13 protein-coding genes and 1 tRNA gene are annotated in these 15,389 nt (G+C 73.1%); 7 read left to right on the top strand and 7 right to left on the bottom strand.

Annotated features, from left to right (window positions below; translation table 11 throughout):
• The first annotated feature begins 11 nt into the window (after positions 1-11).
• On the top strand, positions 12-2,387 hold the full coding sequence (locus tag GA0070603_RS18550) for a glycoside hydrolase family 65 protein (RefSeq protein ID WP_091315615.1): 2,376 nt from the start codon (positions 12-14) through the stop codon (positions 2,385-2,387).
• Here GA0070603_RS18550 and GA0070603_RS18545 read toward each other — a convergent pair.
• Entirely contained in the window at positions 2,360-2,842 is a 483-nt protein-coding gene (locus GA0070603_RS18545; protein ID WP_091315611.1) for a DUF8243 domain-containing protein, read from the bottom strand. The two genes, GA0070603_RS18550 and GA0070603_RS18545, sit on opposite strands and share 28 nt — an antisense overlap.
• Positions 2,843-2,957: 115 nt before the next feature.
• Between GA0070603_RS18545 and GA0070603_RS18540 the strand changes: the two genes are divergently transcribed.
• Positions 2,958-3,755 (top strand): SAM-dependent methyltransferase, encoded by a 798-nt coding sequence (locus GA0070603_RS18540; protein ID WP_279627498.1) that lies wholly within the window; start codon positions 2,958-2,960, stop codon positions 3,753-3,755.
• 102 nt (positions 3,756-3,857) lie between these two features.
• Here GA0070603_RS18540 and GA0070603_RS18535 read toward each other — a convergent pair whose 3' ends face one another.
• Positions 3,858-4,739 carry an SdrD B-like domain-containing protein gene (locus GA0070603_RS18535; RefSeq protein WP_167544558.1) on the bottom strand — a complete coding sequence of 294 codons (882 nt, stop codon included), beginning with the start codon at positions 4,737-4,739 and terminating at the stop codon, positions 3,858-3,860.
• Positions 4,740-4,921: 182 nt separating this feature from the next.
• Here GA0070603_RS18535 and GA0070603_RS18530 point away from each other — a divergent pair, with 182 nt between their 5' ends.
• Together GA0070603_RS18530 and GA0070603_RS18525 are read left to right on the top strand one after the other, a co-directional pair.
• On the top strand, positions 4,922-6,001 hold the full coding sequence (locus tag GA0070603_RS18530) for a hypothetical protein (RefSeq protein ID WP_091315602.1): 1,080 nt from the start codon (positions 4,922-4,924) through the stop codon (positions 5,999-6,001).
• Between the two features lie 44 nt (positions 6,002-6,045).
• Positions 6,046-9,165 (top strand): ATP-binding protein, encoded by a 3,120-nt coding sequence (locus GA0070603_RS18525; protein ID WP_091322082.1) that lies wholly within the window; start codon positions 6,046-6,048, stop codon positions 9,163-9,165.
• A 3-nt stretch (positions 9,166-9,168) separates the two neighbouring features.
• Here the strand turns inward: GA0070603_RS18525 and GA0070603_RS18520 are convergent, their stop codons facing one another.
• The 3 genes from GA0070603_RS18520 to GA0070603_RS18510 are packed head-to-tail and all read right to left on the bottom strand — an operon-like array spanning position 9,169 to position 11,746.
• Positions 9,169-10,005, bottom strand: coding sequence for a DUF4097 family beta strand repeat-containing protein (locus GA0070603_RS18520; RefSeq protein WP_091315597.1), 837 nt, complete (start codon positions 10,003-10,005; stop codon positions 9,169-9,171).
• A 56-nt stretch (positions 10,006-10,061) separates the two neighbouring features.
• A complete protein-coding gene (locus tag GA0070603_RS18515; protein ID WP_091315594.1) occupies positions 10,062-10,802 on the bottom strand; it encodes an ABC transporter permease in 741 nt (246 codons plus the stop codon).
• Positions 10,802-11,746, bottom strand: coding sequence for an ATP-binding cassette domain-containing protein (locus GA0070603_RS18510; RefSeq protein ID WP_091315591.1), 945 nt, complete (start codon positions 11,744-11,746; stop codon positions 10,802-10,804). Before GA0070603_RS18510 ends, GA0070603_RS18515 begins: the two co-directional genes overlap by 1 nt.
• 101 nt (positions 11,747-11,847) lie before the next feature.
• Between GA0070603_RS18510 and GA0070603_RS18505 the strand changes: the two genes are divergently transcribed.
• Positions 11,848-12,372: an SMI1/KNR4 family protein gene (locus GA0070603_RS18505; RefSeq protein ID WP_208862908.1), complete on the top strand. Its 525-nt coding sequence runs from the start codon at positions 11,848-11,850 to the stop codon at positions 12,370-12,372.
• Between the two features lie 51 nt (positions 12,373-12,423).
• Here GA0070603_RS18505 and GA0070603_RS18500 read toward each other — a convergent pair.
• Positions 12,424-12,495, bottom strand: a tRNA-Lys gene (locus GA0070603_RS18500).
• 127 nt (positions 12,496-12,622) lie between these two features.
• Between GA0070603_RS18500 and GA0070603_RS18495 the strand changes: the two genes are divergently transcribed.
• Entirely contained in the window at positions 12,623-12,922 is a 300-nt protein-coding gene (locus tag GA0070603_RS18495) for a hypothetical protein (RefSeq protein ID WP_091315588.1), read from the top strand.
• Positions 12,923-12,958: 36 nt separating this feature from the next.
• A complete protein-coding gene (locus GA0070603_RS18490; RefSeq protein ID WP_091315585.1) occupies positions 12,959-14,041 on the top strand; it encodes an NAD-dependent epimerase/dehydratase family protein in 1,083 nt (360 codons plus the stop codon).
• 84 nt (positions 14,042-14,125) lie between these two features.
• On the opposite strand, the gene GA0070603_RS18485 is transcribed toward GA0070603_RS18490, so the two are convergent.
• Positions 14,126-15,310 carry a RodZ family helix-turn-helix domain-containing protein gene (locus GA0070603_RS18485; protein WP_091315582.1) on the bottom strand — a complete coding sequence of 395 codons (1,185 nt, stop codon included), beginning with the start codon at positions 15,308-15,310 and terminating at the stop codon, positions 14,126-14,128.
• Positions 15,311-15,389 lie beyond the last annotated feature (79 nt).

Below are 15,389 nucleotides of genomic sequence, written 5' to 3'. Positions count from 1 at the left end.
CGGGAGGACCCGTGCCGCAGGGCGACGAGAGTTGGCGGATCCGCCGTACCGCGGCGGACATGGACCGGCTCGGCGAGACCGAGTCGATCTTCGCGCTGGGCAACGGCTGGGTGGGCTGGCGCGGCACCCTCGACGAGGGCGAGCCCTACGAGATGCCCGGCACCTACCTCAACGGGTTCCACGAGCAGCGCGAGCTGAGCTACCCGGAGGACGGGTACGCCTTCCCCGAGCACAGCGACACCGTGATCAGCGCCCCGAACGCCGCGCTCGTCCGGCTCTGGGTCGGCGGTGAGCCGCTGGACCTGCGGACCGGGACGGTCCGTCGGCACGAACGGGTCCTCGACCTGCGCGCCGGGGTGGTCCGCCGGGAGACCGAGTGGATCTCGCCGGGCGGCCGGGGTGTCCGGGTCCGCAGCACCCGGCTGGTCTCGCTGCCTCGCCGGCCGGTCGCCGCGGTCGACTACCAGGTCGAGCCGCTGGACAGCCCCGTCGAGGTGCGGGTCAGCGCCGACCTGCTCGCCAACGAGCGGGTGCCGGAGCGCGCCGACGACCCCCGCGCCGCGTCGGTGATCCACGACCCGCTCACCGCCGAGACGGGCCGGCGCGACGGCACCGACGGGGTGCTCGTGCACCGGACCGAACGCAGCGCCCAGCGGGTCGCCGTCGCGGTCGCCCACCGGGTCGACGCGCCGGGCACCGCCGCGACCGACACCGAGCTGACCCCCGACCGGTTCCGGCTGGCGGTCACCGGCCCGCTGCGCCCCGGCGAGCGGATCCGGGTCACGAAGTTCGCCGCGTACGAGTGCGCGCACGTCGACGGCACGCCGGCCGGCGAGCTGGCCGACCTCGTCGTCGCGGAGGCGGACGCGGCCCGGGCCGAGGGTTTCGCCGCCCTGCTCGACGCGCAGCGGGCCGCCCTCGACGCCGCCTGGGCCACCGCCGACGTCGAGCTGGACGGCGACCCGGAACTCCAGCAGGCGCTCCGGTTCGCGGTGTTCCACCTGCTCCAGTCCGGCCGGGCCGACGGCGACCGGACCATCCCGGCCAAGGGGCTCACCGGCAACGGCTACGACGGCCACGTCCTCTGGGACACCGAGGGCTACGTGCTGCCGGTGCTCACGTACCTGGCGCCGGGGCTGGCCCGCTCGGCGCTGCGCTGGCGGCACGCGCACCTGCCCGAGGCCCGGGAGCGTGCCGCCGAGCTGCGACTGGCCGGGGCCACCTTCCCGTGGCGGACCCTCGGCGGCCGGGAGTGCTCCGCCTACTGGCCGGCGGGCAGCGCCGGGCTGCACGTCAACGCCGACATCGCCGACGCGGTGCTGCGCCACGTGGCGGCCACCGGCGATGAAGATTTCCTCGCCGAGTGCGGCGTGGACCTGCTGGTGGAGACGGCCCGGCTCTGGCACCGGTACGGCCACTGGTCCGACACCGGCACCTTCCACCTGACCGGGCTCACCGGCCCCGACGAGTACTCGGCGCTTGTCGACGACAACCTCTTCACCAACCTGATGGCCCGGCGCAACCTGCGCGGCGCCGCCGACGCCGCCGAACGGCTCCCGGAGGCGGCCGCCCGGCTCGGCGTCGACCCGGCCGAGATCGCCGGCTGGCGGGCCGCCGCCGACGCGGTGCACGTCCCGTACGACGGCAAGCGCGGGGTGCACCAGCAGTCGGCGGGCTTCACCGAGCAGCCCGAGTGGGACTTCGCGAACACCCGCGCCGACGACTACCCCCTGCTGCTGCACTTCCCCTACCTGGAGCTGTACCGCAGGCAGGTGGTCAAGCAGGCTGACCTCGTGCTGGCGATGCTCCGCTGCCCCGGCGAGTTCACCGCCGACGAGAAGGCCCGCAACTTCGCCTACTACGAGGCCCGGACCGTCCGGGACTCGTCGCTGTCGGCCTCCGCGCAGGCGATCCTCGCCGCCGAGGTCGGCCACCTCGACCTGGCGTACGACCTGTTCGCCGAGACGGCGTTGCAGGACCTGGAGGACCTCGGCGACAAGACCGCCGACGGGCTGCACCTGGCCTCGCTGGCCGGGGCCTGGCTCGTGGTGGCGCAGGGCTTCGGCGGGCTGCGCGACGACCGGGGCGTGCTCTCCTTCGACCCGCGGCTGCCCCGCCGGATCACCCGGCTTGCCTTCCACCTGCGCTGGCACGGGCACCGGCTGCGGGTCACGCTGACCCCGGACGCGGCCCGCTACGAGCTGCCCGACGCCAGCCCGGCCGACGCCGTCGAGCTGTGGCACCACGGCGAGCGGCTGCGGGTCACCGGCGACGCCCCGGTCACCCGGCCCATGCCGCCGGTGCCCGACGCGGGCCCCGAGCCGCCGTCACCGCCCGGCCGCCGGCCGCACCGGCGCAGTCAGGAGGACGTGGGCGGCGCGGGCTGAGTTGGCACGCCCGACATCCGCTCGACGATCTCCTCCAGCGCCTCGAACGCGTACGCCCAGTTGTGGCACTTGAAGCTGCGCAGCCCCTCGATGGCTGTGCGGCAGTCGGCGCAGTGCACGCCGGGGACGGCGTCCGGCACCTCGGTGTTGACGTACTTGCGCTCGCCGAGGATGACCCGCGCGATCATGCCCCGGTCGTGCACGCCGTGCAGGGCCGAGGAGACGATGTCGTACCAGTTCACCCGGCGACCGCACTTCGGGCAGTCCGGCTCGTCGCCGCTGACCCAGAGCGGGGCGCCGATGCTGCGCGCCGGCATGTTCAGCAGCTTCTCCAGCCGGCGTACGTCCGACTCCGGGGTGGTCCAGCGGTGCCGGCCCGGCAGCGAGGCGGGCGAGTCGTAGACGGCGCGGAACACCACCGGGTCGACCTCCACGGTCTCCCGTCCACCGGTCATGGGTACCTCCTCGGCTCGGCTGGTCCCACCGTCGTACCAGGTGAACGGGCTCGGCAGCCGGATCACGGACACGACGGGTCAGCGGTGTGTCGCCCAGGGTGCTACACATCAGGGCGTGACGGGAGAGCCGACCACCACCGCGACCGACGCCGAGGCCCGGCCGAACGTCGCCCGGATGTACGACTACTACCTGGGCGGCTGCCACAACTTCGCCGCCGACCGGGCCGCCGCCGAGCAGATCCTGACGCTCTTCCCCGACACCGGCGTGGCGGCACAGACCAACCGCGCCTTCCTCCGCAGGGCCGTGCGTCACGCGGCCGAGCGGGGCGTACGCCAGTTCCTCGACATCGGAGCCGGGCTGCCCACCCAGGGCAACGTGCACGAGATCGTCCGGGAAGTCGCCCCCGACTCGCGCGTGGTCTATGTGGACAACGACGAGGTCGCCGTCGCGTACGCCCGGCGGCTCCTGCCCGCCGACGGCCGCACCGTCGTGGTCCGGGGCGACCTGCGGCGCCCCGACGAACTGCTGGCCGACCCCGACGTGCGGGGCACCCTCGACCTCGCCGCGCCGGTGGCGCTGCTGCTGGTCGCGGTGCTGCACTTCGTGCCCGACGCCGACGACCCGTGGGCGGCGGTGGCCCGGCTGCGCGACGCCACCGCCCCCGGCAGCCTGCTCGCGCTCTCCCACCTGACGATGGACGGCGCGCCGCCGCTGCCCGCCCAGCAGGGGAAGGCGGTCTACCAGCGCAGCAGCGCGCCGCTCGTGCCGCGCACGCACGCCGCCGCCCTGCGGTTCTTCGACGGGTACGACCTCGTCGAGCCGGGCCTGGTCTGGCTGGCCGACTGGCGGCCGGACGGCGAGCCCCGCTCGGCCGTGTCGCACGGCTATGGCGGGGTCGGCCTGCGCCGCTGACCCGCCCGGTCAGCCCACCGGGTCCCGCTCGGCAGGTGAACGAGCGGGAGAGGGCTGCCGCCCGCCCGGGCGCGTGTCTTCCCGGGCAGGCGGCGGCCGAGGTCAGCTCCGGGTGATCAGACCGGCGTCGACGACGTACTCCTCACCGGCGTGGGCCGAGAACTCGGCGCTGGCGGCGAGCAGGGTCGGGTCCCACTGGTACGCCGTCACCAGGTCCGAGTCGGTGGCGTCGTCACCCACGTTCCCGGCGGTCTTGTCGTACTGGCTGGTCGCCTCCACCCGTACCTGGTAGAGCAGTTCGGTCCGGGCCGTGATGGACCAGGTGCCGTCCGGGTTCACGGTGGCCGACCCGCCGCCGATGGTCTGCCCCTGCGGCCGCCAGAGGGTCACCTGGAGCACGCCGTCCGGCCCGATGCCCGGCTCGCCGTCCTCGCGCTGCCCGTCGCCGTCCAGGTCGTGCCACACGACACCACGGATGACGCAGGTGCCCGCGATGGCCACGGTCACCGAGCCGGTGTTGTTGCCGGTGTTCGACTCCCGCTTGTCGGGGGCGATCGTCGCGGTGATCGGCACGGTGGTGCCGGGGGTGGCGCCGGCCACCTCGAACGGCACGTTCAGCTGGCTGCGCTGTCCGGCCGACAGTGCCGGGTACGCGCACGAGTAGCTGGTCGCGCCCGCCACCGTGCAGGTCCACCCCGTGCCGGTGTACGGGGTCGTGGTGCGCAGGCCGGCGGGCACCGAGACGGTGACCTTGACCGGGCCCGAGTCGCCGTTGCCGTAGTTGCGCAGGTCGACCTGGGCGTTGAAGGTCTCGCCCTCCGCCGGGTTGAGCACGTCGGTCGTCACGAGGTCGACGACCAGGTCGGGCTGGGTCCTTCCGGCCGCCACCGCGTCGGCCGGAAGGGTCGCCGCGCCGAGGGCGAGGGCGGCCAGGGTGGTGGGGACGACACGTCGGAGCGAGCGGGACAGGGAGTTCGGTCGCATGACTTCCTCACGTCGTGGGGTCGCGGCCCGGCGGAACGGCGGACCGCGGAGATCAACTGCGTCTCCACTCATCCGGCGTCGTCGATCCCATCGGTGTTACGCGGCCTCCGGCCCGTTCCGGTCCGGCTGCGCGGTTGATCTCCGCCCCCTGCCCGGCTGTCCGCGTTGCTAGGCTCCGCGCCATGTTTTCGGGCGACGCGGATGCCGACCTGCGACAGCTGGCCGACGACACCACCTTCCCGCACCGCGACGCGGCCCGGCACGCGGTGCGGTTCCGGGCCTCCGGCGACGTGGCGGACCTGGTCGCCGTGCACGACGATCCGCACCCGTGCGGGATGACCGACGTGGTGTTCGCCCTGGCCGGATCGAAGCGGCCCTGGCTCAACTGGGTGCCGATGCCGAGCGAGGCGATCAGCAACATCGCCAACGACCTCGGTGGCCGCCGGGCGCGCGGCGAGCAGCTCGAGGTCACCGGCCTCGGGCTGTCCGCGGCGGAGCCGGCCAGCGCGATCACGGCCTGCCGCCGGATCACCGGCCCGGTCGACATCGGCATCGCCCAGTTCCCGCCCCCGGACATCCGCACGCCCGTGCGGCCCGGCCGGTACGCGGTCTGGCGGTACGACGGCACCGAGCCGGTGCCCGCCGCGCCGGCGCCGTCGGCCGCCGCGGTCGCCGTGCTGCGGGAGGTCGCGGGGGAGCCGTGGCAGTCGCCGCTGTCGGGATACGTGGAGGCGGCCCCGCTCGGCGGGCTGCCGCTGGACGACCTGCTCGGGCTGCTCGCGCACCTGCCCGGCCCGCCGGACACCGCGCGCTGGCAGCACCTGGCCAGGTCGACGCCGACGTACTGGTACCGGCTCCTGCAGCCGTGGGTGTGCCTCGGCATCCTGCACCACGCCACGGACCAGCCGTGGCTCACCTCGACCCGGCGGGAGGTGCTGGTGGACCTCGCCTTCGGGATCGAGGACTGGGTCGCCGACGCCGCGCTGTTCGCGCTCGTCACCGCCGCCTACCGGGAGCCGGACCTACGCCCGGAGGTACGCCAGTTGGTCCGCGCCCGGCTCGACGCGGCGGTGTCGGCGAACCGGCTCGTCACCATCGAGGAGTCACTGGCGAACCTGATGCTCGTCACGCCCGGCTGCCGTGCGGACGACCGCGCGTTGGCGACCGCCGTGTTGGCCCGCGCCGAGCAGGACGACGACGAGGCCGAGGAGCCGGCACCCGCACCGGTCCCCAAGCGCCGCTGGTGGCAGCGGAGCGGCTAGTGGTGCGTTCCGGCGCGGACGAGCCGCCGTGGGAGGATCAGCGCGTGCAGGTCAGGATGCTCGGACCGTTTGAGGTCCGCACGAACGACGGCATCCTGGCCGACGTGCCGGGCGCCCGGCTGCGCGCGCTGCTGATCGCCCTGGCGGTCGAGCCGGGCCGGGTCGTCCCGAAGGCCACGCTCATCGACTGGATCTGGGGGGAGAACCCGCCCACCGACGCCGCGAACGCCCTGCAACGCCTGGCTTCCCGGCTGCGGAAGGCGCTGCCGGGAGGCGTGGTCGAGGGGCAGCCGGGCGGCTACCGGCTGGTGGTGGACCCCGACGCCGTCGACGCCCTGCGGTTCGAACGCCTCCTCGGCCGGGCCCGCCAGGAGGAGGGCCTGCCGCGGGTCCGGCTGTTGCGCGAGGCCCTCGCCCTGTGGCGCGGCGCCGCCCTCCAGGATGTCGGCCTGGAGAACAGCACGGCGTTCGACGCGGCCGTGACGCGGCTCGACGGGCTGCGCCTGGCCGCGATGGAGGATCGCTTCGACGCGGAGGTCGGTATCGGCCACGGCGCGGAGGTGGTCGCCGAGCTGACCGACGCGGTGGCCGCGCATCCACTGCGGGAACCGCTTGTCGCCGCGCTGATGCGCGCGCTCGTTGCGGCCGGCCGCGATGCCGAGGCCCTGCTCACCTACGAACGCACGAGGGAGGCGCTGGCCGACGCGCTGGGCGTCGACCCGTCGCCGGAGCTGTCGGCCCTGCACACCGCGCTGCTGCGCGGCGAGCTGGGCCGGCGGGAGGAGAACCGGAAGACGAACGTGCGTGCCGAGCTGACCAGCTTCGTGGGCCGGGACGCGGACGTCGCCGCCGTCCGCGGGCTCGTCGCGGAGCATCGGCTGACCACCCTGATCGGCCCCGGCGGTTCGGGCAAGACCAGGCTGGCCACGGAGACCGCGCGCACGATGGTCGGTGACCTGCCCGACGGGGTCTGGTTGGTGGAACTCGCCGCGATCGGCGCCGACGGTGACGTCGCGCAGGCGACGCTCGCGGGGCTCGGGCTCCGGGACGCGCTGCTCGGCTCGGGACCGAGCGCCGACCCGGTGGACGGGCTCATCGCCGCCATCCGCGAGCGCGAGGCGCTGCTCATCCTGGACAACTGCGAGCACGTGATCGAGTCGGCGGCGCGGTTCGCCGACCGGGTACTCGGGGAGTGCCGGCGACTGCGGATCCTGGCGACCAGCCGGGAGCCGCTGGGCATCACCGGTGAGGCACTGTGGTCGGTCGAGCCGCTGGCCGTGCCGACCGACGCCAGCCCGGGCGAGGTGGCGTCCTCGCCGGCGGTCCGCCTGCTGCTCGACCGGGCCGGCGCGGTGCGCAAGGACCTCGGGACCGACGAACACACCCTGTCGACGGTGGCGCGCGTGTGCCGGGCGCTGGACGGGATGCCGCTCGCCATCGAACTGGCCGCCGCCCGGCTGCGCACCATGTCCGTCAACCAGCTCGCCAACCGGCTCGACGACCGGTTCCGCCTGCTGACCGGCGGGAGCCGCACGGCGCTGCCCCGACACCGGACGCTGCGCGCGGTTGTCGACTGGAGCTGGGAGCTGCTCACCGACGCCGAACGGACCGTCCTGGGCAGGCTCTCGGTGTTCTCCGGCGGGGCGAGCCTGGAGGCGGCCGAGCGGGTCTGCGCCGGCGACGACGTACTCGACCTGCTCACCTCCCTGACCGAGAAGTCGCTGCTGGTCAGCGAGGGTGACGGCGCCCCGCGCTACCGGATGATCAGCACGATCAGGGAGTACGCCGCGGATCGGCTCGCCGAAGCGGGAGAGTCGGACCCGGCCCGCCGGGCGCACCTCGCCTACTTCACCGAGCTGGCCGAGACCGCGGAGCCGCATCTCCGCCGCGCCGAACAACTGGACTGGCTCGCCACGCTCGAGGCGGAGCACGACAACATCAGCGCCGCCATGCGGGGAGCGATCGCCGCAGGTGAGGCGCAGGCGGCGATGCGGCTCGCGGCGGCCACCGGTTGGTACTGGTGGCTCGGCGGGCGCCGGGCCGAAGGCATCGAGCTGATGATCGCGGCCACCCGCGTACCCGGCGAGGTGACCGACGACGTCCGGGCCATGACGTACGGGCTGGTGGTGCTCTTCGTGACCTCCGGGCGCGGCGACGAGCACCAGGGCGCCGAGTGGATCCACAAGGCGTACCGGTTCAGCCAGCAGAGCCCGCACCGCAACCCGCTGCTGGACCTGGTCGCCCCGCTGGAGCGCATCCTCCAGGCGCCGGAGACCGCGGTGTCCGCGTTCGAGTCGGTGCTGGACAACGAGGACCCCTGGGTACGCGCCCTGGCCCGCTGGCAGACCGGCAAGATGCGGATCATGCTCGGCCAGGGCGGCCCGGACGCGGAGGCCAACCTGGAGCTGGCGCTGGCCGAGTTCCGGGCGCTCGGCGAACGGTTCGGGATCTCCCTGGCCCTGGCCGAGCTGGCGGGCCAACTCGCGACGCGCGGCGAGTTCGTGGGCGCGTGCGAGCACTACGAGCAGGCGGTCGGGGTCGTCACCGAGGTCGGCGCCGTCGAGGACGTCATCCGGCTACGGACCCAGCAGGCCCTGCTGTACTCGCTCCAGGGCGACCGGGACGCCAGCGCGGCCGCCATCGCCGAGGCCGAACGGTGCGCCGAAGGGGTCACCTGGCCGCACGCGCTCGTCGAGCTGGCCCTCGCCAAGGCGGAGCTCGCGCGCCGGGACGGCGACACCGCGGAGGCACGCCGCCAGCTCGGGATCGCGACCGCCGTGCTGGGCGACGAAGCGGAGCAGCCGCACATCAGCGCGGCCATCCACGACGTGCTCGGCTACCTGGCCGACGATCTCCGTGAGGCCCGTACGCACCGCGTGGCGGCCTGGCAGGCGGCGTCCGAGGCGGGACACCCCTTCCTCCTCGCCCAGATACTCGTCGGTGTCGCCGACCTCGCACTCCGCCGCGACCAGCACGAGCAGGCGGCGCGGCTGCTCGCGGCCAGCGTCGGCGTACGCGGACTGCCGGATCGCGCCCACCCGGACGCGGCCCGGATCGAGCGGGACGCACGGCGTCACCTCGGCGAAGCACGGTTCGCCGAGGTGACGCAAGAGGGTGCGCGGTCGAGCGCGGCCGAGCTGGTCGAGGTCGCGCTCGCGTCGTGAGGGTCAGCCCGCGACGCGCTGGACGACAATGTCCCCGTGCCGGGTGCGGGCGTGGACGGAGACCGTACCGTTCGATCGGTCGGGGTTTCCGCCCGTCGAGACGGTGTCCCGCACCGACGCGCGTTCGCTCACGACGTCGATGTGGGCGGCGGCGCTCTCGCTGATGCCGACCTCGATGTTCCCCGAGCCGTTCATCAGCTTCGCCTGACCGTGCGTCATCCGGCCGATCCGGATGGCGCCGCTGGCCGTCGTGGCGGTGACGCCGCCGTCGGCGCGGTCGATGTCGAAGTCACAGCTGGCGCTGCTCAGCTCCAGGTCGCCGAAGGCGTGGCCGATCCAGGTCCGCCCGCCCGAGTTGGACAGCGCGACAGTCCCCTCGACCTCGCCGATCCGCAGGGTGAACGCCCCACCGTCGATGTCGGCGCGCCCGGCGACGTGGCCGACCGCGACCTCACCGGACGCGATGTTCGCCCGCAGCGCGTCGACCCGGTCGACCTGGACGCGGCCCGACGCCAGGTGCAGCTCGCACCCGCCGAACGCGCCGTCGGCGTGGACCTCCGAGTGGGCGAGGTAGGTGGCCAGGCTGGAGCCCGTGGGCAGGTCGATCGTGATGGCGACCGATCCGTCCTTGTCCCCGGAGACGGTCGTCTTGACCGACAGCCGACCGCCGGCGAAGTCGACAGTGGTCTTCTCGGCCACCTTGACGTCCTTGCGGCTCGCCGCGTCGACGGGTTCGACCAGCACGACGGTGTCGGTCCGGTCGGTAGCGTTGATCCGCACCTGGGCGCCGGCGACCTCGATGGTGGCGGCGACGGGGGCCGGCGTGGTGAAAGTAAGCATGACAGCTTCTCCTCGTGCGCTTGTGGGTTCCGGTCAGGCTTGCTTCCCTGAAGCCGTCAGGCTCGCTTCTTGAAGGTGGAGAGCGCCCACACGTAGCCGACGAGGGCGATCCCGACGCACCAGGCGACGGCGGCGACCGCGCTGCTCGCGGACGGTGCGCCGGCCAGCAGGTCGCGCAGGGTCTCGATGATCGGGGTGAAGGGCTGGTACTCGGCGAACTGCCGCACGCCCGCCCCCATCGTCTCGGCGGGCACGATCGCGCTGCTCAGGAACGGCAGCATGACCAGCGGCACGGAGGTCAGCCCCGCCGACTCCGGGGTCTTGGCGGCCAGCCCCAGCGCGACGGTGATCCAGCTGGTCGCGAAGGCCACCAGCACGATGAGACCGATCACGCCCAGCCATTCGGTGAAACTCGCGGCCGGTCGGAACCCCAGCGCGAACGCCACCCCGATGATGGCGGCGATGGCGATCAGGCTGCGGAGCATGCTGGCCGCGACATGGGCGGTCAGTACGGCACTGCGCGAGATGTCCATGACCTTGAAGCGGTTGATGATCCCCTTCGTCATGTCCGAGTTCACGGCCAGCGCTGTGGCGCTCAGCCCGTAGCAGATCGTCAACACGACCATGCCGGGGGCGATGTAGTCGATGTACTTCCCGTCGATGTCGAAGGCGCCGCCGATCACGTAGACGAACATCAGCATGATGACGATCGGGAACAGGACCCCGTTGAACACCGCGACCGGGTTGCGGAGAGTGTGCTTGAAGTTGCGACCGAGCATGGTCATCGAGTGGCTCATTATGCGTTCACCTTCGTGCTCGTACGGCCGGTCAGGGCAAGGAAGACGTCGTCGAGGTCCGGCGTGTGCACCGAGAACTCCTCGACCTCGATGGAATGGGTGTCGAGTTGCGCCAGCAGGGCGCGCAGCGACCTCGCCCCACCGTCGCTGGGAACCCGCAGGATCAGGTCCTCCTCGTCGTCGCGCGTGGCGTCGGTGAGGACCCGCATGGCGGAGTCGAGTTCGAGGTCACCGGCGAACCGGAGCCGGACGTGACTGCCGGGGATCTGCCGCTTGAGCTCGGCCGGAGTGCCCTGGGCGACCAGCTTGCCCTGGTCGAGCACCGCGATCCGGTCCGCGAGCCGGTCGGCCTCCTCCAGGTACTGCGTGGTCAGGAAGATGGTCACGCCCTCGGCCACCAGCCCGCGGATGATGTCCCACATCGTCCGCCGGCTGCGCGGGTCCAGGCCCGTCGTCGGCTCGTCCAGGAAGATGATCCGCGGCTTGCCCACCAGGGTCATCGCCAGATCCAGCTTCCGGCGCATGCCCCCGGAATAGGTCGTCGTCATCTTCTGCGCCGACTCCGCCAGGTCGAACCGCTCCAGCAGGTCGTCGACCACCAGCTTGCTCTCGCCCGGGCGCAGACCCTTGAGCGCCGCCATCAACTGGAGGTTCTCGCGGCCGGTCAGCAGGTCGTCCACCGCGGCGAACTGGCCGGTGACGCCGATGGCCGCCCGTACGGCCTTCGTCTCCGTCGCCACGTCATGGCCGGCGACGCGGACCGTGCCGCCGTCGGCCTTCATCAAGGTGGTCAGCACGTTGACCGTCGTCGTCTTGCCCGCCCCGTTCGGGCCGAGCAGGGAGAAGACCGTGCCCGCGGCGACATCGAGGTCGATGCCGTCGAGAACGACCTTGTCCTTGTACGCCTTCCGCAGCCCCGAGGCCGCGATCGCTGAACTCGTCATGCGGACCACGATCGGCGGCCGGCCTGCCACCCCCCTGACACGCCGCTGACACGACAGCTGACATGGCCGCGTCGTCGGTCCCTCTCACTACGGTGCTGCCCGTGACAGACGACCGTCGTGCCCTGCCGCCCGCGCTCTCCGAAGCTCATGAGGTCGGCTTCGACTACCGGGACGGGGCCGGTGTCGACTTCGAGCCGTACCCCGACTTCCTCGACGCCGGTGAGACCGCCGAGTGGTGGCGGGCCTGGACGGGAAACGCCGAGCTCGACGGATCCGAGTTCCGGGTCTTCGGGCAGGACGGCACGGGTGGCCTCGCCGCGTTCTGGCTGGTGCGTGATGGTGAGCCGATCGAGCGGCAGCCCGTGGTGTTCCTCGGTTCCGAGGGTGAGATGGGTGTCGTGGCGCAGAACCTGTGGGCCTACCTGTGGCTCCTCGCCGACGGCTTCGGGCCCTGGGAGGCGACGGCATACCCCGACCACGAACACGAGCCCCGCATGGATGGCCGCCTCACCGAGATCGCCGAACGGTGGGCGCCGTCGCAGCGCAGGTCGGCGAGTGAGGTCATCGCTGCGGCGCGGGAGGAGTTTCCCGGTTTCGAGGAGCTGATCGACTCGATGTGCCGGTAGACAGATCATGGCGACAGCGACCCCGATCGGGGCCGCTGACCTGCGGAGGAGTGGGCCGCCAGGGACTCGAACCCTGAACCTATGGATTAAAAGTCCACAGCTCTGCCATTGAGCTAGCGGCCCGTCCGACCAGGCTACCGGAACCCGCCCACGCCGGGCTTCCGGCTTCCGCCACCTGTCGATCTTCAGACTCGCGCCGCACTGCGGCCGAAGGGGCATGACGGCGCCCCGGTGGGGAACCGGAACCGGTATGAAGGTCAGCACCACCGCCGCGGTGGCGGCGTCCAGCGAGGTGGCCGGGGACGACGGCGTACGCCGGCCCGGTGGCGAGGTGCACGCCTGGTTGCCGGGCCAGAACCAGACGGTCTGCGGGCTCCAGCTGAGCCGTACCCGGCTGCGCCGCTTCCCGCACGTGCCGTTCGACTACTCGGACACCGACGTGCTCACCGAGGCCGACCCGGAGGGCTACGTCTGCCCGCGCTGCCTGGCCGCCACGCAGGGCCGCCGCGAGGGGGAGAAGGGCTGGGTGCGGACGAACCCCCGTCCGTGAGCGGTTGCTGTCCGCTTCAGCGGGTACGGCACCGGTATGCGCATCGTGATCGTGGGGGCGACCGGCAACGTGGGGACGGCGCTGCTGCGCCGGCTGCGGCGGGAGTCCGGGGCGGAGCTGGTCGGTGTGGCGCGCCGGATGCCCGGGCCGGATGCCGGTGAGCCGTACGACGCTGTGGAGTGGCACTCCTGCGACGTGGGGGCGCCCGACGCGGTCGAGAAGCTGGCGGCGGCCTTCGCAGGGGCGCGCGCCGTGGTGCACCTGGCCTGGCAGATCCAGCCCAGCCACGACCAGCGCACGCTGCACCGGACCAACGTCGGCGGCAGCCGCGCGGTGATCGAGGCCGCCGTCCGGGCCGGCGTGCCCGCCCTGGTGTACGCCTCGTCGGTCGGCACCTACGCGCCCGGCCCGAAGGACCATCCGGTGAGCGAGAACTGGCCGGCGACCGGGGTGGAGACGTCGTCGTACAGCCGGGACAAGGCCGAGGTGGAGGCGCTGCTGGACGGGTTGCAGCGGGAGCGCCCGGAGCTGCGGGTGGTGCGGCTGCGGCCGGGGTTGACGTTCCAGCGGGACGCCGGCACGGAGATCCGGCGCTACTTCCTCGGCCCGCTGGCGCCGGTGCGGCTGCTGCGGTACGGCCGGATCCCGCTGGTGCCGACGAACCGGCGGCTGCGCATGCAGGCGGTGCACGCCGACGACGTGGCCGACGCGTACGCCCGGGCCGTGTTGGGTGATGCGCGCGGCGCCTTCAACGTCGCCGCGGACCCGGTGCTGACCTCGGAGCTGGTGGCCCGGCACTTCCACGGCTGGACGGTGCCGGTGGCCACCCCGGTGCTGCGCGCGGCGGCGGCGCTGACCTGGCGGGCGCGGCTGCAACCGGTCGACACCGGCTGGGTCGACCTGGCTCTGAACGCCCCGCTCATGTCGAGCGAACGAGCCGAGAGGGAACTGGGCTGGACGCCGCGGGTCGACAGCGTGACGGCCCTGAAGGAGTTGTTCGAAGGCATGTCCAGCCGCACCGGCACCACCTCCCCACCGATGTCAGCGAACCCAATGCTCCCCGGCCGCTCCACCGCCCTCCTGAAGGCCCGCCTCCCCGGCCACCCCAACCCCTACTGACCCAGGAGTCGATCAAGAAGTTTGCGTCTTCGAGGAGGTCAACTCCGACGCGAATTTCTTGATCAACGCGGCAAGGCGGGAGCCTCAGGAGAGGCGGGAGCCGGTCACCGTGGGTGGGTGGGCACCCAGGAAGAAGATGCCGGGGTAGCCGCGGGTCTCGAAGCCCTTGCTCGGGTTGCGGCGGAGCGTTGACGCCTCTATGCGAAGGGTGCCGGTGCGGTTGTTGCTGACGAAGAAGATGGCGCCGCCGCCCTCGTTGGCCGTGTTGTTCTCGATGACGGTGCCGGCGACGCGGACGGTGAACTCGTTGCCGTCGCAGTAGATCGCGCCGCCGCTGCCGCCGCCGGGGGTGCCGGACCGGGCCGGGTTCGCGCCGCTGCCGACCGCCCGGTTGTCGCGGAAGACGCTGTTCAGCACGGTCCAGGAGACGCCGATGCTGCTGGTCGCCGCCCCGTTCGCGCAGACGCCGCCGGTGAAGCTGCTGTTCACCACGTACACCGGCTTGTTCTCGTACTGGCTGAGCACCCGTAGCGCCGCGCCGCCCAGGTCCTGGCCGGTCCCGTCGCAGCGGTTGTCCACGAAGCGCGTGTTGACCACTTTGAGCCGCCCGCCGCGTACGAAGATCGCGCCGCCCCCGCCACCCTCGGTGCGGTCGCCGGTGGAGTTGCCGTCGGCGAAGGTCAGGTTCTGCACGGTGAGCTGCGGGTGGTCCTGGTTCTGGCAGTGCGAGGTGGTCCAGCCCTGGGCCTGGTCGCAGGTGTTCTGGTAAAGGATCCGGCGCTGGCCGCCGCCGCTCAGGGTGACCTTGCCGCCGCCGTCCAGCACGATCCGCGGGCCGTGGGAGTTGACCACCTTCGCGGTCGCCTTCATCCGGATGGTCACCGGGGCCGGGCCGCAGTCGAAGGTGATGATCCCGCCGGCGGCCACGGCCTTCACCACGGCCTCCGAGGTGCAACTCGCCGGGGTGCCGGTGCCGACCGTACGGGTCGGGCGCGAGGTGTCCACCGCCCGCGCCTCGGCCGGCACGGCGGCGTGCCCGTCCGGGTTGCCGGCCCGGAACGCCACAGTCGACGGGGTGGCGCTGGGCTTGGCGCTGCCGAGACCGGCGCGGGCGCTCGGGTCGACGGTCGGGGGCGGCGTCGGGCCGGCAGCCGTGCCGGTGGCCGCGACCGGCGCGGGCGAGCCGGCCGGCTGGTCACCTCCGCAGGCGGGCAGGGTCGCGGTGGCGACACCGAGGACGAGGAGGGCGACAGCGGACTTCACGCGCACCGGACGATGCTAGGAGCGCGGGCCGCCCCGGCACGACTCGGCGCGCAATCCTTAACCCGGGGCTAAGCTACCCGCCGAG

This window comes from Micromonospora chersina, assembly GCF_900091475.1.
GTDB classification, from domain to species: Bacteria; Actinomycetota; Actinomycetes; order Mycobacteriales; family Micromonosporaceae; genus Micromonospora; species Micromonospora chersina.
The sequence above is the reverse complement of the archived record's forward strand: the minus strand, read 5'-3'. Positions and strand labels throughout refer to the sequence as shown.